20 protein-coding genes are annotated in these 17743 nt (G+C 73.6%); 12 read left to right on the plus strand and 8 right to left on the minus strand.

Annotated features, from left to right (window positions below):
• Window positions 1–20 precede the first annotated feature (20 nt).
• Entirely contained in the window at window positions 21–497 is a 477-nt protein-coding gene (locus tag D1J60_RS18825) for a Fur family transcriptional regulator (RefSeq protein WP_125599917.1), read from the plus strand.
• Window positions 498–517: 20 nt separating this feature from the next.
• Window positions 518–1486 carry a glycine cleavage T C-terminal barrel domain-containing protein gene (locus tag D1J60_RS18830; RefSeq protein ID WP_125821870.1) on the plus strand — a complete coding sequence of 323 codons (969 nt, stop codon included), beginning with the start codon at window positions 518–520 and terminating at the stop codon, window positions 1484–1486.
• A 6-nt stretch (window positions 1487–1492) separates the two neighbouring features.
• Here the strand turns inward: D1J60_RS18830 and dtd are convergent, their stop codons facing one another.
• The gene (dtd, locus tag D1J60_RS18835; RefSeq protein ID WP_125599911.1) at window positions 1493–1918 is read right to left on the minus strand and encodes a D-aminoacyl-tRNA deacylase; all 426 of its coding nucleotides are present in this window, start codon (window positions 1916–1918) and stop codon (window positions 1493–1495) included.
• Between the two features lie 29 nt (window positions 1919–1947).
• A complete protein-coding gene (locus D1J60_RS18840; RefSeq protein WP_241253316.1) occupies window positions 1948–3645 on the minus strand; it encodes a hypothetical protein in 1698 nt (565 codons plus the stop codon).
• A 258-nt stretch (window positions 3646–3903) separates the two neighbouring features.
• Here D1J60_RS18840 and D1J60_RS18845 point away from each other — a divergent pair, with 258 nt between their 5' ends.
• The 4 genes from D1J60_RS18845 (at window position 3904) to D1J60_RS18860 (ending at window position 7679) form a co-directional block, all read left to right on the plus strand.
• Complete coding sequence (locus tag D1J60_RS18845) at window positions 3904–4491, plus strand: AmfC protein (RefSeq protein ID WP_125599908.1); 588 nt, start codon at window positions 3904–3906, stop codon at window positions 4489–4491.
• A gap of 103 nt (window positions 4492–4594) precedes the next feature.
• Complete coding sequence (locus tag D1J60_RS18850; RefSeq protein ID WP_125821871.1) at window positions 4595–5839, plus strand: GNAT family N-acetyltransferase; 1245 nt, start codon at window positions 4595–4597, stop codon at window positions 5837–5839.
• Window positions 5840–5932: 93 nt separating this feature from the next.
• The gene (locus D1J60_RS18855; protein WP_125821872.1) at window positions 5933–6718 is read left to right on the plus strand and encodes a putative protein N(5)-glutamine methyltransferase; all 786 of its coding nucleotides are present in this window, start codon (window positions 5933–5935) and stop codon (window positions 6716–6718) included.
• 52 nt (window positions 6719–6770) lie between these two features.
• The gene (locus D1J60_RS18860) at window positions 6771–7679 is read left to right on the plus strand and encodes a sigma-70 family RNA polymerase sigma factor (RefSeq protein WP_164721071.1); all 909 of its coding nucleotides are present in this window, start codon (window positions 6771–6773) and stop codon (window positions 7677–7679) included.
• 30 nt (window positions 7680–7709) lie between these two features.
• Here the strand turns inward: D1J60_RS18860 and D1J60_RS18865 are convergent, their stop codons facing one another.
• Together D1J60_RS18865 and D1J60_RS18870 are read right to left on the minus strand one after the other, a co-directional pair.
• Window positions 7710–8051 (minus strand): DoxX family protein, encoded by a 342-nt coding sequence (locus D1J60_RS18865; RefSeq protein ID WP_125603806.1) that lies wholly within the window; start codon window positions 8049–8051, stop codon window positions 7710–7712.
• A gap of 122 nt (window positions 8052–8173) precedes the next feature.
• Window positions 8174–9121, minus strand: coding sequence for an NAD(P)-binding domain-containing protein (locus tag D1J60_RS18870; protein WP_125821874.1), 948 nt, complete (start codon window positions 9119–9121; stop codon window positions 8174–8176).
• A 66-nt stretch (window positions 9122–9187) separates the two neighbouring features.
• Between D1J60_RS18870 and D1J60_RS18875 the strand changes: the two genes are divergently transcribed.
• Window positions 9188–9541 (plus strand): helix-turn-helix domain-containing protein, encoded by a 354-nt coding sequence (locus tag D1J60_RS18875; protein ID WP_125821875.1) that lies wholly within the window; start codon window positions 9188–9190, stop codon window positions 9539–9541.
• Between the two features lie 94 nt (window positions 9542–9635).
• Here the strand turns inward: D1J60_RS18875 and D1J60_RS18880 are convergent, their stop codons facing one another.
• Complete coding sequence (locus D1J60_RS18880; protein ID WP_125603803.1) at window positions 9636–10298, minus strand: maleylpyruvate isomerase N-terminal domain-containing protein; 663 nt, start codon at window positions 10296–10298, stop codon at window positions 9636–9638.
• 122 nt (window positions 10299–10420) lie between these two features.
• Here D1J60_RS18880 and D1J60_RS18885 point away from each other — a divergent pair, with 122 nt between their 5' ends.
• The 3 genes from D1J60_RS18885 to D1J60_RS18895 all read left to right on the plus strand — a co-directional run bounded on the left by D1J60_RS18885 (window position 10421) and on the right by D1J60_RS18895 (window position 11911).
• Window positions 10421–10849, plus strand: coding sequence for a helix-turn-helix transcriptional regulator (locus D1J60_RS18885; RefSeq protein WP_125821876.1), 429 nt, complete (start codon window positions 10421–10423; stop codon window positions 10847–10849).
• Window positions 10850–10872: 23 nt separating this feature from the next.
• Window positions 10873–11448, plus strand: a complete 576-nt coding sequence (locus tag D1J60_RS18890; protein WP_125821877.1) for a hypothetical protein — start codon at window positions 10873–10875, stop codon at window positions 11446–11448.
• A 124-nt stretch (window positions 11449–11572) separates the two neighbouring features.
• On the plus strand, window positions 11573–11911 hold the full coding sequence (locus tag D1J60_RS18895) for a DUF2516 family protein (protein WP_125603800.1): 339 nt from the start codon (window positions 11573–11575) through the stop codon (window positions 11909–11911).
• Between the two features lie 4 nt (window positions 11912–11915).
• Here D1J60_RS18895 and D1J60_RS18900 read toward each other — a convergent pair whose 3' ends face one another.
• The 3 genes from D1J60_RS18900 to D1J60_RS18910 form a co-directional block, all read right to left on the minus strand.
• The gene (locus tag D1J60_RS18900; RefSeq protein ID WP_125824092.1) at window positions 11916–13142 is read right to left on the minus strand and encodes a fused response regulator/phosphatase; all 1227 of its coding nucleotides are present in this window, start codon (window positions 13140–13142) and stop codon (window positions 11916–11918) included.
• Window positions 13143–13426: 284 nt separating this feature from the next.
• Window positions 13427–14557 (minus strand): C40 family peptidase, encoded by a 1131-nt coding sequence (locus D1J60_RS18905; protein ID WP_125821878.1) that lies wholly within the window; start codon window positions 14555–14557, stop codon window positions 13427–13429.
• 243 nt (window positions 14558–14800) lie between these two features.
• Window positions 14801–15613: a class I SAM-dependent methyltransferase gene (locus D1J60_RS18910; RefSeq protein WP_125821879.1), complete on the minus strand. Its 813-nt coding sequence runs from the start codon at window positions 15611–15613 to the stop codon at window positions 14801–14803.
• A 254-nt stretch (window positions 15614–15867) separates the two neighbouring features.
• On the opposite strand from D1J60_RS18910, the gene mshA reads away from it, so the two are divergent.
• Window positions 15868–17217 (plus strand): D-inositol-3-phosphate glycosyltransferase, encoded by a 1350-nt coding sequence (mshA, locus tag D1J60_RS18915; RefSeq protein ID WP_125824093.1) that lies wholly within the window; start codon window positions 15868–15870, stop codon window positions 17215–17217.
• Window positions 17210–17695 (plus strand): YbjN domain-containing protein, encoded by a 486-nt coding sequence (locus tag D1J60_RS18920; protein ID WP_125605078.1) that lies wholly within the window; start codon window positions 17210–17212, stop codon window positions 17693–17695. The genes mshA and D1J60_RS18920 overlap by 8 nt, the downstream gene beginning before the upstream one ends.
• Window positions 17696–17743 lie beyond the last annotated feature (48 nt).

The raw sequence follows: 17743 nt of genomic DNA on the forward strand, positions 1-17743 counted from the left end.
TCCGCGCTTACACTGGCCGGGTGGTGACCACCGACTGGAAGAGCGATCTGCGGCAGCGCGGCTACCGGCTGACACCGCAGCGCCAGCTCGTGCTCGAAGCGGTCGACGCCCTGGAGCACGCCAGCCCCGACGAGATCCTCGTGGAGGTCCGCAAGACGGCCTCCGGGGTGAACATCTCCACCGTCTACCGGACCCTGGAGCTCCTGGAGGAGCTCGGCCTGGTCTCCCACGCCCACCTCGGGCACGGAGCCCCCACCTACCACCTCGCCGACCGGCACCACCACATCCACCTCGTCTGCCGCGAGTGCACCGGCGTCATCGAGGCCGACGTGGGCATCGCCGACGAGTTCACGGCCAAGCTCCGCGCCACCTTCGGCTTCGAGACCGACATGAAGCACTTCGCGATCTTCGGGCTGTGCGAGAAGTGCGCGGCGGCCAAGCGCCAGGCGGGCCAGGGGGGCCAGGCGGCCCGGCAGGGCCAGGAGGGCTCGGCCTAGCGCCGTCGTAGGCTGGGGGCATGACCAGCAGCCCCTTGCTCCATCTTCCCGGCGCCGTAGCGGCCGAAGGCCGTGACGAGGGCGTCGCCGCCCACTACGGAGAGCTCTACGGCGAACAGCGCGCCCTCGCCGACGGCCGCGGCTTCGTCGACCTCTCCCACCGAGGGGTCGTCACCGTCACCGGGGCGGACCGGCTGAGCTGGCTGCACCTGCTGCTCACCCAACACGTCAGCGACCTCCCCGCCGGCCAGGCCACCGAGGCGCTGATCCTCTCCGCGAACGGGCACATCGAGCACGCCCTCTACCTCGTCGACGACGGCGAGACCGTCTGGGCGCACGTCGAGCCCGGCACCCAGGAGGCCCTCCTCGGCTACCTGGAGTCGATGAAGTTCTTCTACCGGGTCGAAGTCGCCGACCGCACGGCCGACTTCGCCGTCGTCCACCTCCCGGCCGGCTCCATCGCCGAGCCCGGCAAGGAGCACGTCGTACGCGAGACCGCGCACGGCCGGGACGTCTTCCTGCCCCGCCCGCAGCTGGAGACCTTCGCCGCCGCCCACGGCCCCGCCGCCGGGCTCCTCGCCTACGAGGCCCTGCGCGTCGAGGCGCACCGCCCGCGCGTCGGCGCCGAGACCGACCACCGCACCATCCCGCACGAGCTGGGCTGGATCGGCACCGCCGTGCACCTGCAGAAGGGCTGCTACCGGGGCCAGGAGACGGTGGCCCGCGTCCACAACCTGGGGAAGCCCCCGCGCCGCCTGGTCTTCCTGCACCTGGACGGCTCCGAGGTGCTGCTCCCGGTGCACGGGACGCCCGTACGGCTCGCCGCGGACGGGGAGGACGGGCGGCAGCTCGGCTTCGTCACCACCGCCGTCCGCCACCATGAGCTCGGCCCGATCGCCCTGGCCCTGGTCAAGCGGAACGTCCCGGTCGACGCCCCGCTGCTGGCCGGGAACACGGCCGCCGCGCAGGAGGTCGTCGTAGCGCCCTGACCGCCGCTACACGTCGATGACGACGGTGAACGGGCCGTGGTTCGTCAGCGAGACCCGCATGTCCGCGCCGAACCGGCCCGTCGCCACCGTCGCGCCCAGCGCCCGCAGCTGCGCCACGACCTCGTCGACCAGCGGCTCGGCCACCGGCCCGGGCGCGGCCGCGTTCCACGTGGGACGGCGGCCCTTGCGGGCGTCCCCGTACAGCGTGAACTGCGAGATCACCAGCAGCGGCGCGTCCACGTCGCTACAGGACTTCTCCGCCTCCAGGATCCGCACGGACCACAGCTTGCGGGCCAGCACCGCCGCCTTCTCGGGAGTGTCGTCGTGGGTCACCCCCACCAGCACGCACAGCCCCTCGCCGACGATCTCCCCGACCGTCTCGCCCGCCACGACGACACTCGCGCCGTCCACCCTCTGCACCACTGCTCGCATACCACCTGTGTACCAGGAGTGCACCGTCTCTAGCGATGCCGGCCGGAGTCGGCCGGAACGCCGGCCGGATTGGCCGTCTGTCTCCCCGAAGGGTGTTGGGAGACGGGGAACAGCGCGAGCTGGTCGCTTCGGTCCCGGCAGGTCTTGGTGCCCTGGAGGGGCGTGCCTGTGGTCCTGGGCGAGCTCGTGGTCCCGCGTGCCCTCGGGTGGGGGACGGTCTGGCCGGTAGCTCTCCGTACAACGATCCTCTGGTCGTGTGCGGTCACACCTGGCCGACGCCGTGCCCCGTGTCCGAGGGCGCGCCTGCCGATCGCCACTGCGGCCGCGTGGTGGCCGGTGACGACGAAGGTCTTCGACTGCTGCTGGAGAGGCTGCTTCCAGTGCTGTGTTCCCCAACGGGAGGTGTAGGCGGGGTCGACCGCGACGACGACGAGCCCGGCATGGTGGGCCATGCCGCGCAGGCGCTCCCGGAAGCGCGCCGTGGGCAGTCCGGCGACGATGCGGCGGAACGCCTTGCCGCGTCCGCCCCGTCCCATGGTTTCGCGGCCGGTGGCCCGAGCGTCTGCGAAGCCCAGGTCTTCGATCGCCAGACCGGCGCACCCGTTCACCTTGGCCAGGCTGACGAGTTCCGTGATGGCTGCGCGCAGCCGGCCGTCGCGCTGGGACGAGGGCCCGATGAGGTGGGTGGGGACGGCCGAGGGCAGGCCCACCGGGTTGCCGTGCGCGTCGATGACACAGGCGGCGAGGTGGTCGGCGTTGAGGTCGACTGCCAGCAACCGGACACCGGTGGCAGCCAATTCGGTTGGTGTCGGCGGCGTCGCGCATACGGTGGACCAAGAGGCGTCCAGATACCAGCGGCCCCGTTCAGCGTCGTACGTGATGTCGTAGCGCACTGCCTTGTTGGCCATGACACGGTCCAGCCACTCGTCCCGACGGTGGCTGAAGGCGACAGTGCAGGAGACGCGGTAGCGGCCGCGGGGGGTGTTGGCGAGGTGCCGCAAGGGTTCGGGCAGGACGAGGGTGACCGCGCCGCCGGTAGGGGTCACGGTGATCGTGTAGTTCCCGTGGGGTGCTCCGGACTCCCCGTCGGCCGTCAGGAACATGCGCTGCGCGTCCCACCGCTTCCGCCAATCGGATTCACTGAGGTTGGTGTCCGCGAGGTTGTGCCGTACCGTCGCCAGACGGCGGCCCCCCACCACGATCGCGGGCCGACCTGCATCGATCCGCTGCTCGAGCTCTGCCAGGCGCGCGGCGAGCACCTGCAGACGGCGCTGCTTCAGCGCCCGCTCCTGCTGGGTCGAGTAGCCCCGGACACCACCCGCGCGCTGACAGCACGGCACCGCCAAGCGCTGGGTGATCTTCGAGATGGTCCGGCGCAGGGAACCCCGCTCATCGAGCAGGCAGCGCAGGCTGAGCTGGTACTGGTCTTCTGATGCACGGGTGATGGTGCCCGCCCAGCGTGACGACGACATCCTCGTCAGCGCGCGCTTGCGGTCCGCCCGCCTGTTCTCACTGAGGGGCACGATCCCGATCCGGATTCGCTCGGCCAGATCGGCGCGGGCGTGGCGGCCGAGGTGGTCGCCGACGATCAGCAGGACCTCCGCGTCCCGGGCGGACAGCCGCAGACGGTCCCGGATACGGGCTCCCCGGGGTGGCGACACAGTGAAGGACTCGGTCGGCACGCGCAGTGCGCCCTTCCGTTTCCGCCCATCCGTTCCGCGCTTCACCGGTGGCCCCCTCCCGTTCTTCCCGACAGCACTGACGTTCTCCACTGAGACTGACGTCCCGGCCGGGTTCGGACGGCCGTTGCTGCCTCCGTTCACCCATACGGGATATCCGACGACAGGTCCTGGGCAAGACGCATCACGAGTTGGCATATCCTCCGGGGCCATCCGGTTGACTGGGACTGCGTACGGACCACGGAGAGTGGCACCATGCACGCAGGCGGTGCCCCCAGCACCGGTCGAGGGGACGGATACAACGTCATGAACACTTCTGGTACCTCCGCACCTGCACCCGCGTCACCCGCTCCGGACACCCCCGCGGGCACCACGGGGCGGCCTCCCGCGCAGCGCACCGGCGAGTCGCTGGGGCCGACCACCCCCGCCACCGCCCTGGGCCTGCCCGAGCTGCGCGCGCTGCGCCGCGACGCGCAGCGCGACGAAGCCGACCTGAGCTACGTACGCAGGCTCCTGCAGGGCCGCATCGACATCCTGCGCGCCGAACTGGCCCGCCGGACGGCCACCGAGGCGCCGGTGGTGGACCGGCTCTCGGAGATCCTCGCCGACGCCCCGTCGAGCCGCAGTGCCTCCGCCCGGCACGTCACCCTCGGTACCCCGCACAACGAGGAGTTCCGGCTGCTGGCGGCGGAGATGCTGTCCGACGTGGAGCTCTCCGACCTGGAGGCGCGCACGGACGGGGAGCTGCACGCCGCGATGGGCCGGCTGGTCCGCTACGAGCAGCAGGTCTCGCGGCGCCGGCAGCAGCTCCAGCGGATGGCCGACGACTCCAGCGCGGAGATCACGCGCCGCTACCGCGAGGGCGAGGCGCAGGTGGACGACCTGCTGGCGTAGGGCGGGGGCGGCCGCCGGGGCCGGTTGCCGGGCCGCTCGGGGGCCGCTGGGCTGCGGAAATTGGGGCGACCGGTGTGGGGCGCGGCGGTTAGCGTGGCCGGTTATGAGTGCTGACGTGCGGCCGATCGCCGCGTCCGAACTGCCCGCCTGGCTCACCACGCTGAACTCGGGCTTCCTGACTCCGGGCACCGCGACGGAATCCGATGTGGCCCAGCGTGCCGCGCACACCGATCTCGCGCGGGTACAGGGGGCCTTCGACAAGGAGACCGGCCGGTGCGTGGCCACCTTCCGGTCCTTCGCCCAGGAAGTGACCGTCCCGGGCGGTGCCGCCGTCGGGAGCAGTGCGGTCTCCAACGTGGCCGTGCTGCCCACCCACCGCCGGCAGGGGCTGCTGACGCGGATGATGGAGGCCGAGCTGGCCGCCGCGCACGCGCGCGGTGACGTCCTGTCGACGCTGATCGCCGCCGAGTACCCGATCTACGGGCGCTACGGCTACGGCGCCGCGACCGTTCACGCCGAGTGGGAGGTCGACGTCGCCCGCACGGGCCTGGACCGCAGCCGTCCGGCGCCGGTCGACGGCGGCCGGATCGACCTGGTCGACGCCGCCGAGGTGCGGCGCGTGGGTCCCGCCCTGCACGAGCGGCTGCGGGCCGCCCGGCACGGCATGGTCGACCGGGACGCGCGCTGGTGGAGCCTGAAGACGGGCCTGGAGCAGATGTCGCACCGCCCGTACCGGGAGAAGATGCAGGCCGTGTACCGGGACGCGGCCGGTGAGGTGGCGGGGCTGGCCGTCTACCAGGCCGACGACCACTGGACGGACGCGAAGACCCCGCTGAACACCGTCCAGGTCGTCGACTTCCTCGCGGCGACCCCGCAGGCGGAGCGTGCGCTGTGGCACTTCCTGTGTTCCATCGACTGGGTGCTGAAGGTCCGTACCGGCAACCGCGCCCCCGACGACCTGCTGCCGGAGCTGCTGCCCGACGCGCGGGCGGCCCGGCCGGTGTCGGCGGCCGACTTCCTGTGGGTGCGGGTCCTGGACGTCGTACGGGCGCTGGGGGCGCGGGCGTACGAGGTGCCGGGGGTGCTGGTGCTGGAGGTCGAGGACGCCACGGGTCCGGCGGGCGGCCGCTACCGGCTGGACGCGGGCGCCGGCACGTGTACGCGTACCGAGGGGCCGGCCGGGGTGCGGCTGGACGTGTCCGCGCTGGGGTCCCTGTACCTGGGGGACGCGTCGGCGGTGCGGCTGGCCGCGCTGGGCCGGGTCGCCGAGCTGGAGCCGGGGGCCGTCGCGCTGGCCGACGCGGTGTTCCGCACCGCGCGCCGGCCGTGGTGCCCGGACGTCTTCTGAGCCCCGGCGGGCGGTGACATGACGGACCGGGCCGTCCGGCCGGGTCCGGGCGCCGCCGGGGGCCTATCGTCGGCACCGGCAGAACCAAGAGGATTGAGCTACGTGACTTCGATTGTGGAACGGCTGCGCGCGGCGGGCTGTGTCTTCGCGGAGGAGGAGGCCGGCCTGCTGGTCGCGGCCGCCACCGACGACGGGCACCTGGCGGGCATGGTCGCCCGCCGGGTGGCGGGTGAACCGCTGGAGCACGTCGTGGGCTGGGCGGAGTTCTGCGGACTGCGGGTGGAGGTGGGCGCGGGGGCGTTCGTGCCGCGCAGGCGCACGGAGTTCCTGGTCCAGGAGGCGGTGGAGCTGGCCCGCCCCGGTGCGGTGGTGCTGGACCTGTGCTGCGGTGTCGGCGCGCTCGGCGCGGCGGTGGCGGCCCAGGTCCCGGGCGGGGTCGAGCTGCACGCGGCCGACGTGGACCCGGCGGCGCTGGTGTACGCGCGGCGCAACGTGGCCCCGTACGGCGGTGCGGTGTGGCAGGGCGACCTGTACGCGGCACTCCCGGCGGAGCTGCGGGGGCGGGTGGACGTGCTGGTGGTCAACGCCCCGTACGTGCCGACGGGGGAGATCGGGCTGATGCCGTCCGAGGCCCGCGACCACGAGCCGCTGGTGTCCCTGGACGGGGGCGCGGACGGCCTGGACGTGCACCGCCGGGTCGCGGCGGGGGCGCTGGAGTGGCTCGCGCCGGGCGGGCACCTGCTGATGGAGACCAGTGCCAGGCAGGCGCCGCTGACGGCGTCCGCGCTGACCGGGGGCGGTCTCGTGGTGCGGGCGGCCGGTTCGGAGGAGCTGTACGCGACGGTGGTCATCGGACGGGCGCCGGCTCCGGCTGCCTGAGGAAGCAAGGGGAGGGGCGGAAGTGGACGAGGTCGTGGACGCGGACGAGGGCGTGGGCGGGGGCGGCGACGCCGGTGGCGGGGCTGCGCTGACGGAGCTGTTCGAGGAGCACCGCAGCCACCTGCGGGCGGTCTCCTACCGGATGCTCGGTTCGCTCAGCGAGGCCGACGACGCCGTCCAGGAGACCTGGCTGCGGCTGAACCGCACGGACGTGAGCGGGGTGGAGAACCTCGGGGGCTGGCTGACGACGGTGGTCTCGCGGATCTGCCTCAACCTGCTGCGCTCGCGCGAGGCGCGGCGCGAGGACCCGGTGGAGCGGCTGGAGACGCGGGTCCCGGACCCGCTCATCAGCCCGGCGCGGCGGATCGACCCCGAGCAGGAGGTGCTGCTCGCCGACTCGGTGGGGCTGGCGCTGATGGTGGTGATGGAGTCGCTGGCTCCGGCGGAGCGGCTGGCGTTCGTCCTGCACGACATGTTCGCGGTGCCGTTCGACGAGATCGCGCCGCTGATCGAGAAGTCCGCGGCGGCGACCAGGCAGCTCGCCAGCCGGGCGCGCCGCAAGGTGCAGGGTCAGGCCCCGGCGCCCGACGCGGACCTGGCCCGTCAGCGGGAGGCGGTGGACGCGTTCTTCGCCGCCGCGCGGGACGGGGAGTTTGAGGCGCTGGTGGCGGTGCTCGACCCGGACGTGGTGCTGCGTTCCGACGGGGGTGTGGGCGGCCGGCAGACGGTGGTCTTCACCGGTGCGCGGGAAGTGGCGGGCCAGGCGGCGAGCTATCGCGCGCTCACGCCGTTCGTGCGGCCCGCGCTCGTCAACGGCGCGGCCGGGGTGGTCGTCGTACCGAAGGCGAACGCGGTGGCCGTCATGGCCTTCACGGTCGTCGGGGGGAAGATCGTGGCGATCGACGTGCTGTCCGACCTGGCGCGGCTCAAGGAGCTCGACCTGTCGGCGCTGGAGGGCTGAGGCGGCGGGGCCGCCGCCCCGCCCGGGCCGTCAGACGGTCAGGGCGAGGGCGACGGCCATCGGCGCGGAGTAGATCACCGGGAAGACGACGTGGGCGTAGTCCCGGGCCCGCAGGGTGACGATGACGGCGCCGATGAAGTACAGCACCAGGCCGGTGCCGGCGGCGATGCCGAGGGCGGGGACGACGAACCCGGCGAGGAGGCCGAGGCCGCCGGCGAGCTTCGCGGTGGCGAGCAGGTTCCACGTCTTCTCGGGGACGCCGTACTGGACGAGGGGCTCGACCGTGTACTTCGAGCGGGTGTAGAGCGAGATGGCCGAGTAGATGGCGAGGACGGCGGCGATGATGGTGAAGACGGTGGCGGTGGTGGACATCGGGGGCTCCTTCGGGGCGGTCTCGCTTGCTGCGACATCCCTTTGACCCGCCGCGCCGCGCGGATGTGACAGCCCGCCGGAAGTTTTTTCCGGCGGGCCGCGTGGGGGGTGTCGCGGGGGTGTCAGCCGGCCGCGGGGACGGCCGTCCTGCCGAGGAGTTCGGCGACGCGGATGAAGCCGTCGCCGCCGTGGCCGTGGGCGATGGCCCGCTGGGCCAGGCCCTCGGTCGCGCGCATCAGGGCGGCTTCGATGCCGTGCGCCTCGGAGGCGTGGATGATGTGGGCCATGGACGAGGCCCCGGAGGTCAGCGGGTTGAGCCGGCCGGAGTAGCTGCCGCTGTCCACGTCGGCGGCGAACTCCTCGAAGAGCGGCGGCAGGATCGTGGCGATGCCCTGGGCGAACGGGGTCAGTTCGCCGGCGCTGACGCCCTCGGCCTTCGCCACCGCCAGGGCGTGGGCGTAGCCGGCCATCGAGGTCCAGAAGATGTCCAGCAGGGCGATGTCGTACGCGGCCGCGCGGCCGATGTCCTGCCCGAGGTGGGTGTGGGTGCCGCCGAGGAGGTCGAGGAGGGGCCGGTGTTCGCGGTAGAGGTCCTCGGGGCCGCTGTGGATGAACACCGCGTCCGGGGTGCCGATGGTGGGGGTCGGGGTCATGATCGCCCCGTCGAGGTAGCGGATGCCGTGGCCGGAGGCCCAGGCGCCGGTGTCGCGGGCCCGGGCGGGGGTGTCGGCGGTCAGGTTGAGGAGGGTGCGGCCCTTCAGGGCGGCGGTGACGGCGTCGGGCCGCAGGATCGCGTCGGCGGCGTCGTAGTTGACCACGCAGACCACGGTCAGCGCGCTGGCGGCGACCGCCTCCTGGGCCGACGCGGCGGCGACGGCACCGCGTGCGACGAGGTCCTGGGCGCGGCCGGGGGTGCGGTTCCAGACGGTGGTGCGCACCCCGGCGTCGAGGAAGGCGCCGGCCAGGGCCCGGCCCATCGGGCCGAGGCCGAGCACGGTGACGGCGGGCTGCCGGGCGGAGGCGGAGGCGGACGTGGAGGTGGAGGTGGAGGTGGACGTGGACGTGGACATGAAGAACTCAACTCCCGTGGAAACATGGGTGGTACGAGAACGGGCCGGCAGGAGAGGGACGGGGAGATGACGCGGAGTCGCGCACAGGATCCGAACGTCTGCGGGGTCACCGCCGCGATGGCGGTGATCGACGGGAAGTGGAAGACGTCCCTGCTGTGGATGCTGGAGGACGGTCCCCAGCGTCCGGGCGAGCTGCGGCGCCGGATGCCGGGCCTCAGCGAGAAGGTGCTGACCCAGGCGCTGCGCGAGATGGAGGCCGACGAGATCGTGCACCGGGAGGTGCACGACGTGCTGCCGTTGAAGACCGAGTACTCGCTGACCGACTTCGGCCGGGCGCTCGCGCAGGCGGTGGCGCCGCTGTCCGACTGGGGTCACCAGCGGCTGGACCGTATGGCGGAGTCCCGCCGCGCGGCTTCCTGATCCCTTCCTTCCGGCCGCTGGACCAAGCTTCGCCGGGCGGCGGCGCCCCGCCAAGTACCCACCTTTTTGTGGGTACCCGGGGGCGGGGGCCGTTTCAGGCGAGGTGGAGCGGTACGCGCGCGCCCAGTTCCCCGGGCTGTGAGAGCGCGGCCTCCTCGGCCGGGGTCGGGGCGCGCCGGCCGGTGCCGACCAGCAGCGCGTCCTCGTCGCGGAACCCCGCCGGGAACGCCGCCCCGGCGATCCGTTCCAGCAGCGCCCGGGCCCCGGCGAGGGCCTGGGCGGGCGGCCGCGGCGCGTGCGGGAGGTGCGCGACCAGGTCGAGGTGGTGCAGCGTCCACTCCAGGACGTACGCGGACAGGTAGTCGCCGGCGGTGAGTACCTGGTCGCGGGTGCCGACGCGGGCCGAGGGGTCCGCGAGCGCGCCGGCGCGTCCGGCGGCGGAGCCGACGTCGTCGAGGTGGAACTGGAGCAGCCGGGGCTCCCCGTAGGCGGCGGCCAGCCGCACGGTCAGCGCGTCGAGCGGGTCCTGGCCGTCGGGGGCGTCTCCGGCCTGCCAGTAGCCGGCCGCGTCCCGGGTGGGCTCCGCGTCGGAGGGCGTGGCGAGGGTGATCAGCACGTCCTGGGCGTCGATGACCAGATGGCACACCAGGTCGCGTACGAGCCACCCGCGGCAGCCGGACGGCCGTGCGAAGTCCTCGTCGGCCAGGCCGGCGACCGCCGCGCGCAGCGCCGCCCACGACAGTGAGAAGAGGTCCACGCCCGCAAGCTAGCACCGGGCGGGCCGGGGAGGCGCGGACTTCGGCCGGGTGGGTCGGGCCCGGTGGGAGCTATTGCTAGCAAGCGCTTGCAATAGTTAGCAGGGTGCGGCAGGATCGGGGCATGGCATCGCTCAACGTCGGAAACCTCGGCGAATACCTCCGCGAGCAGCGGCGGCAGGCCCAGCTCTCGCTGCGGCAGCTCGCCGACGCGGCGGGGGTGTCGAATCCGTACCTGAGCCAGATCGAGCGCGGGCTGCGCAAGCCGAGCGCGGACATCCTCCAGCAGCTGGCCAAGGCGCTGCGGATCTCCGCCGAAACGCTGTACGTGCAGGCCGGGATCCTCGACGAGCGGGACCGGGACGAGGTGGAGACGCGGGCCGTCATCCTCTCCGACCCGTCGATCAACGAGCGGCAGAAGCAGGTGCTGCTCCAGATCTACGACGCGTTCCGCAAGGAGAACGCGCTGGAGGCCGACGAGGCTCCCGGCGAGGACGCGGCCGGCCGTGCCGGCGGCGCCGGTGACGACGTCGCGATGCCCCCTACGAATTGACTGTGATCCGGGAGGACCCGCACATGGCCATCGCCGATGACCTGAAGAAGACCCTCACCGACCCCACCCCCCTCTACTTCGCCGCCGGCACGGCCGACCTCGCCGTCCAGCAGGCCAAGAAGGTGCCCGCGCTCATCGAGCAGCTGCGCGCCGAGGCCCCCGCGCGCATCGAGGCCGTGAAGAACACCGACCCGAAGGCCGTGCAGGAGGCCGTCACCGCCAAGGTCACCGGCGTCCTCGGCTCGATCGACCCGAAGAAGCTCGGCGAGACCGCCCAGGACCTGGCGCTGCGCGGCGTCGGCGTGGCCGCCGAGTACGCCGTCCGGGCCAAGGAGACCTACGACAAGGTCGCCGAGCACGGCGAGCAGACCGTGCGCGCCTGGCGCGGCGAGGTCGCCGAGGAGATCGTGGACATCGCCGGGGCCGTGGAGCCGGAGCCCGTGCGGGAGCCGGCGCAGGAGCCCGCCCCGGCCGAGGCGTCGGGACAGGCGCCGGCGTCGGCCGAGTCCGCCGACGGGGAGAAGCCCGCCGCGAAGAAGCCCGCCGCGCGCCGCACCGCAGCGAAGAAGGCCACCGCCGAGGTCGGCGAAGGGGCCTGAACGACCCCATAACGGACCGGGCACCTGGCGGGTGCCCGGTTCGTTGTCGTTTGGGAAGACGGCTCCGGCGGTAGCGTGGAGCAGTGGAGCCAGTGGTACCGGATGCGAGAAGGCGGTCGAGACGATGCTGATGCAGGGGTTCGATAACGGGGTGCTCCCGTTGCTCGGCTACGCCATGCTGGCGCTCGCCGTCGTGGCCTTCGTGCTGGCGCTGCTGGCGCGCGAGGACGCGTACCGGGCCGCCGAGAAGCAGACGAAGACCTTCTGGCTGGTCATCCTCGGGATCACCGTCCTCGTGGACTTCTTCCTGGGGATGCTGTTCCTGCAGATCGCGGGCCTGGTCGCCAGCATCGTCTTCTTCGTCGACGTGCGCCCCGCCCTCAAGCAGGTCTCGGGCGGCGGCCCGCGCCGCGGCGGCAGCAGCAGCGACGGCCCCTACGGTCCGTACAACGGCGGCCGCTGAGCCCCTATCCGGCCGCGCGGGAGAGCAGGACCACGGCGACGTCGTCGGTGAGCTCGCCCCCGTTGAGGCGGCGGGCCTCGGTGACGGACGCCTCCAGCAGCGCCTCGCCGCTCAGGCCCCGCTCGATGTGCCGGTTGATCATCTCGACCATGCCGTCCTGCCCGAGGCGCTCGCGGCCGTCGCCGATGCGGCCCTCGATGAGCCCGTCGGTGTAGAGCATCAGGCTCCAGGTGCCGCCCAGGTCGACCTGGCGGCGGGGCCAGCGGGCCCGGGGGAGCAGCCCGAGCGCCGGGCCGCTGTTCTCGTACGGGAGCAGCCGGGCGGGCTTGCCCGGCCTCGATATCAGCGGGGCCGGATGCCCGGCCAGGCACAGGCCCGCGCGCCGGCCGTCCGGGGAGATGTCCACGGTGCACAGCGTCGCGAAGATCTCCTCGCAGGGCCGCTCCACCTCCAGGACCTCCTGGAGGGTGGCGAGCAGGTCGTCCCCGCACAGCCCCGCCAGCGTCAGCGCGCGCCAGGCGATGCGCAGCTCGACGCCGAGGGCCGCCTCGTCGGGGCCGTGGCCGCAGACGTCGCCGATCATGGCGTGCACGGTGCCGTCGGGGGTGCGGACGGTGTCGTAGAAGTCGCCGCCGAGCAGGGCCCGGCTGCGGCCGGGGCGGTAGCGGGCGGCGAAGCGGAGGTCGGAGCCGTCCAGGAGCGGGGTGGGGAGCAGGCCGCGCTCCAGGCGGGCGTTCTCCTGGGCGCGCAGTTTCGATTCTGCGAGCTTGTACTGGGCGATGTCCGCCCGCTTTCTCTCCACGGCGTAGCGGATGGCGCGGCTCAGCAGCCGGCCGTCGAGCTCGTCGCGGTAGAGGAAGTCCTGGGCGCCCACGCGGACGGCCTCGGCGGCGCGGTCGGCGTCCGCTTCGCCGGTCAGGACGAGCACGGCGTGGCGCGGGGCGATGCGGAGCACCTCGCGCAGGGCGCCGAGGCCGTCCTCGTCGGGGCCGGGCAGGGCCAGGTCGAGCAGTACGCAGTGCACGTCCGGGGTGAGCAGCCGTGCGGCCTCGGTGAGGTTGCGGGCGCTGCGGATCCGGATCCGGTGGCCGTCGGCGTCGAGGATCTCGGGGACGGTGAGGCCGCCGGCGGGGTCGTCCTCGACGACCAGCAGCGTCAGGGACGCCGCCGCCACCGCTGCCGTTGCCTGCGGGGCGGGAGTGTCCCGCTGCCGCGGTACGGGTACGGGCATCGTCTCCGGTTCCTTGCCTCCCCCCGAAGGTGCGCTCATGCGGTGACCCTAGCGGGCGGGTGCGGGCGAGCGGAATGGCCGCCGGCCGGGGGCCGCCGTCATATGCCCCTATCGCGGGGGAAAACCGCGCCCCCGGGATGACCAACGTCACGACCCCCGCCCCCGCCATCCCGCCCACCGAGACCCCGGCCCGGGCGCGGTAGCGCCGCCGGCGCGCGGTGCACGGCGGAGCCTGCGGGGCCCGGGGCCCGGGCCCCGGGTGGGGGGTGCCGCGCGGCCCGGGCTTACGCGTCGGGGCGGACCACGGCCTTGATCGGCATCGAGCCCGCCCCCGCCATCGTCACCGTGCGCCCCGGCCGCGGGGCGTGGACCATCGCGCCGTCGCCCACGTACATCCCGACGTGGGTCGCGTCGTCGAAGTAGATGATGAGGTCCCCCGGCCGCATGTCCTTCAGCGCCACCTTCGGCAGCAGCCGCAGCTGCTCCTGCGAGGTGCGCGGGATGCCCCGTCCCGCCGCCAGCCAGGCCTGGGAGGTCAGTCCTGAGCAGTCGAAGGAGTCCGGTCCCGTCGCGCCCCAGACGTACGGCTTGCCGATCTGCGCCGTGGCCCACTGCACGGCCCGCTTGCCCGCGTCCGTGGCGGCGCCGTTGACGTCCTTCATCCCGCCCGAGGACAGCCACGCCGTCTGCGCCTTGTACTGCGCTTCCTGCTCCAGCTGGATCAGCCGGGCCTTCTCCTCGGCCTCCAGCCGGTTCTCCAGGGCCTCCGCCGTCTTGATCTTCTCCTCGATCTCCTTCTTGGCGGCTTCCTTCTTGGCCCTGTTGTCCTCCATCTTCTGCCAGAGCGCGCCCGCTTCCTTCGCGTACCGCTCCAAGTCCGTCTGCGTGCGGTTCAGTTCGGACAGCAGGTCCGTGGTGGCCTTCTCGCCCTGCCGCAACCGGCCGGTTCCGTCCAGGTAGTCGGCCGGGCTCTCGCTCAACGCCAGCCGAGCGCCCGGCGGCAGGCCGCCCGAGCGGTACTGGGCGCGGGCGGCGGCGCCCGCGCGGGCCTTCAGGGAGGAGATCCGGTCCTGGCCCGCCACCACCAGGTTGGCGATCTGGACGATCCGCTCGGACTGGGCCTTCGTCTCGCCCTCCGCGAGGTTGTACGCGTCCGTCGCCGCGCCGGCCTGCCGGTAGAGGTCCTCTATCTCCTTGCGGACCTGCTCCAGGGACTTGGCCCCCGGCTCGGGCGCGGGAGCCGCCGGTGCGGCGGGGGCCGACGGGGCCGACGGGGCGGAGGGGGCGGAGGGCGCGCCCGGGGCGGCGTACGCGGTGCCCGCGAGGCCCGGCGCGGCCAGTATCGCCATGGCGCACAGCAGCGTGAGAGCGGACGCTCCCTGCCGACGCGACGACGCTCGCTTCACGGTCCCCATGGCTCCCCCAGGCGCCCCGGGTCAGACCGACGTCCCCGGTCAGGACGGGCGAACCGGACTGGACCGGACCGGACATCAGATCTGACTATTCATCAGTAACTTGGCACTGTCACCGGGATGGTGCCACGACTCGGTGAATTCCAACACCCTCCGGATGCCGCCCCGATCATGACCGCACCCGCCCCGGCCGTCCCAGCCGACTCAACGGACCGCCCCCAACGCCGGTTCCCCACCGCGCGAGGTTCACCCCGCCGGGCGCAACGCCTCCCACCGCACCGTCAGTTCCCCCTGCCGCCACCGCACCGGACCGTCCGCCAGCGGCCAGTCCGCGGCCAGCGCCCGCGCCGTCCGGATCCACCGCTGCCGCGCCCCGTACGAGGCGTACGGAGCAGCCGCCGCCCACGCCCGGTCGAAGTCGCGCAGGAACGCGTGCACCGGCTCACCCGGCACGTTCCGGTGGATCAGCGCCTTCGGCAGCCGCTCCGCCAGGTCCGAGGGCCGCTCCAGCGACCCCAGCCGCGTCGCGAACGTCACCGTCCGCGGCCCCTCCGGCCCCAGCGCCACCCACACGTGCCGCCGGCCGATCTCGTCGCAGGTCCCCTCCACCAGCAGCCCGCCCGGCGCCAGCCGCCCGCACAGCCGCTGCCACACCTGCGCGACCTGCTCCTCGTCGTACTGCCGCAGCACGTTCGCCGCGCGGATCAGCGCGGGCCGCTCACCGCCGTCCAGCGGCACCTCGAAGCCCCCGTGCCGGAAGCTCAGCCCCTCCCGCTCGTACGGCTTCGCCCCCGCCACCCGCGCCGGCTCGATCTCGATCCCGACGACCCGCACCCCCGGCGCCGCCTCCCTCAGCCGCGCCAGCAGCTCCACCGCCGTCCACGGCGCGGCCCCGTACCCCAGGTCCACCGCCACCGGCGCGTCCGCCCGGCGCAGCGCCGACCCGTGCGCGGCCGCGATCCAGCGGTCCATGCGGCGCAGCCGGTTCGGGTTCGTCGTCCCGCGCGTCACGGTGCCCACGGGGCGCTTCGAGGACGGCGGAGTGCTGCGGGAGACCATGCGCCGAGCGTAAGCGGAGGGCACGGCCAAGATAAAAATCCGGCAAACGGCCAGGAACATCCGGGCTCCCGGAATGCGGCGGACCGCCATCCGGGTTGCACTCCTTGCAGGGCGCCGACCGCGCTCCCGCAGTCATGCCGCCCCACCGGCGCTGCCGACCCGCCGCCGGAGCGGGCCGCAGAGGACCGTCGACCGTCGTCCGAGCGAGAGGAACTGCTCCCTTGAGCCAGTACGTGTCCCGTCTCGGCGGCAGCATCAGCGGACGCATCGCCGCCGCCCGCGCCACCCGCCCCGACACCCCCCGCCTGCGCCTCCCCGCCGTCGGCCACCACCGCAAGCCCCGCCGCGTGGCCATGCTCAGCGTGCACACCTCACCGCTGCACCAGCCCGGCACCGGCGACGCCGGCGGCATGAACGTCTACATCGTCGAGCTCGCCAAGCGCCTCGCCGCGATCAACATAGAGGTCGAGGTCTTCACCCGGGCCACCACCGGCGGCCTGCCGCCCGTGGTCGAGCTCGCCCCCGGGGTCCTCGTACGGCACGTCGACGCGGGCCCCTACGAAGGCCTCGCCAAGGAAGAGCTGCCCGCCCAGCTGTGCGCCTTCACCCACGGCGTCATGCAGGCCTGGGCCCGCCACCGCCCCGGCTACTACGACCTCGTCCACTCCCACTACTGGCTCTCCGGGCACGTCGGCTGGCTCGCCGCCGAACGCTGGGGCGTCCCGCTCGTCCACGCCATGCACACCATGGCCAAGGTCAAGAACGCCGCGCTCGCCGAGGGCGACACCCCCGAGCCCGCCGCCCGCGTCATCGGCGAGACCCAGATCGTCGCCGCCGCCGACCGGCTCATCGCCAACACCGCCGAAGAGGCCGAGGAACTCGTACGCCACTACGACGCCGACCCCGCCAAGGTCGCCGTCGTCCACCCCGGCGTCAACCTCGACCGCTTCACCGCGGGCGACGGCCGCGCCGCCGCCCGCGCCCGCCTGGGCCTCCCGCAGGACGCCGTGATACCGCTCTTCGCCGGCCGCATCCAGCCCCTCAAGGCCCCCGACATCCTGCTCCGCGCCGTCGCGGAACTCGTCGACCGCGAGCCCTCGCTGCGCCGCCGCCTCTTCGTCCCCGTCGTCGGCGGCCCCAGCGGAAGCGGCCTCGCCAAGCCCGAGGGCCTGCAGAAGCTCGCCGCCAGGCTCGGCATCACCGACCTCGTCCACTTCCACCCGCCGGTGGCCCAGGACGGCCTCGCCGACTGGTTCCGGGCCGCGTCCGTGCTGGTCATGCCGTCGTACAGCGAATCCTTCGGCCTCGTCGCCATCGAAGCCCAGGCCACCGGCACGCCGGTCCTCGCGGCGGAGGTCGGCGGGCTCCCGGTCGCCGTCAACGACGGGGTCACGGGCATCCTCGTACCCGGGCACGACCCGGTGGACTACGCCCGCGAGCTGCGCCGCTTCGTCGACGACCCCGGCCTCACGGACCGGATGGGCGCCGAGGCCGCGCGGCACGCGCAGTTCTTCGGCTGGGACACCGCAGCCGGCGGCACCGCGGACGTGTACACCGCCGCCATGCATGATCACCGCCGTCGCGTACGCTCCCACCATGGCTGACACCGCCGCGATCATCGAGTCCACGCTGGCCGGCGCCGAGCTGAGCTGGGAGAGCCCCGAACCGGGCACGTACGTCGTCCAGCTCCCCGGCACCCGCAAGCTGAGCACCACGTGCTCGCTCCGCATCGGCCGGCACTCCCTGTCGGTGAACGCCTTCGTCATCCGCCACCCCGACGAGAACGAGGCCGGCGTCCACCGCTGGCTGCTGGAACGCAACCTCAAGCTGTACGGGATGGCGTACGCGGTGGACCGCCTCGGCGACGTCTACCTCACGGCCCGGCTCCCGCTGTCGGTCATCACCCCTGAGGACCTCGACCGCCTCCTGGGCACGGTCCTGGAGGCGGCGGACGGCGCGTTCAACACCCTGCTGGAGCTGGGCTTCGCGAGCGCGATCCGGCGCGAGTACGACTGGCGCGTCGCGCGCGGGGAGCCGACGCGCAACCTGGACGCCTTCAAGCACCTGACGCAGCCCTCCTGACACCGCAGCGGCCCGCGCGGCCCGCGCGGCCCCGCAACACGCGGCCCG

Origin of the sequence: Streptomyces sp. W1SF4, assembly GCF_003950035.1 — a bacterium.
Lineage (GTDB): Bacteria > Actinomycetota > Actinomycetes > Streptomycetales > Streptomycetaceae > Streptomyces > Streptomyces racemochromogenes.

What these genes read in the sequence shown, in the direction of transcription:
- D1J60_RS18875 (WP_125821875.1), top strand. Translation starts at nt 9,188, where the DNA reads ATGACGCGGAGTCGCGCACAGGATCCGAACGTCTGCGGGGTCACCGCC.
- D1J60_RS18845 (WP_125599908.1), top strand. Translation starts at nt 3,904, where the DNA reads ATGAACACTTCTGGTACCTCCGCACCTGCACCCGCGTCACCCGCTCCG.
- D1J60_RS18865 (WP_125603806.1), bottom strand. Translation starts at nt 8,051, where the DNA reads ATGTCCACCACCGCCACCGTCTTCACCATCATCGCCGCCGTCCTCGCC.
- D1J60_RS18900 (WP_125824092.1), bottom strand. Translation starts at nt 13,142, where the DNA reads ATGCCCGTACCCGTACCGCGGCAGCGGGACACTCCCGCCCCGCAGGCA.
- D1J60_RS18870 (WP_125821874.1), bottom strand. Translation starts at nt 9,121, where the DNA reads ATGTCCACGTCCACGTCCACCTCCACCTCCACCTCCACGTCCGCCTCC.
- D1J60_RS18885 (WP_125821876.1), top strand. Translation starts at nt 10,421, where the DNA reads ATGGCATCGCTCAACGTCGGAAACCTCGGCGAATACCTCCGCGAGCAG.
- D1J60_RS18910 (WP_125821879.1), bottom strand. Translation starts at nt 15,613, where the DNA reads ATGGTCTCCCGCAGCACTCCGCCGTCCTCGAAGCGCCCCGTGGGCACC.
- D1J60_RS18890 (WP_125821877.1), top strand. Translation starts at nt 10,873, where the DNA reads ATGGCCATCGCCGATGACCTGAAGAAGACCCTCACCGACCCCACCCCC.
- D1J60_RS18895 (WP_125603800.1), top strand. Translation starts at nt 11,573, where the DNA reads ATGCTGATGCAGGGGTTCGATAACGGGGTGCTCCCGTTGCTCGGCTAC.
- dtd (WP_125599911.1), bottom strand. Translation starts at nt 1,918, where the DNA reads ATGCGAGCAGTGGTGCAGAGGGTGGACGGCGCGAGTGTCGTCGTGGCG.
- D1J60_RS18850 (WP_125821871.1), top strand. Translation starts at nt 4,595, where the DNA reads ATGAGTGCTGACGTGCGGCCGATCGCCGCGTCCGAACTGCCCGCCTGG.
- D1J60_RS18830 (WP_125821870.1), top strand. Translation starts at nt 518, where the DNA reads ATGACCAGCAGCCCCTTGCTCCATCTTCCCGGCGCCGTAGCGGCCGAA.
- D1J60_RS18905 (WP_125821878.1), bottom strand. Translation starts at nt 14,557, where the DNA reads ATGGGGACCGTGAAGCGAGCGTCGTCGCGTCGGCAGGGAGCGTCCGCT.
- D1J60_RS18920 (WP_125605078.1), top strand. Translation starts at nt 17,210, where the DNA reads ATGGCTGACACCGCCGCGATCATCGAGTCCACGCTGGCCGGCGCCGAG.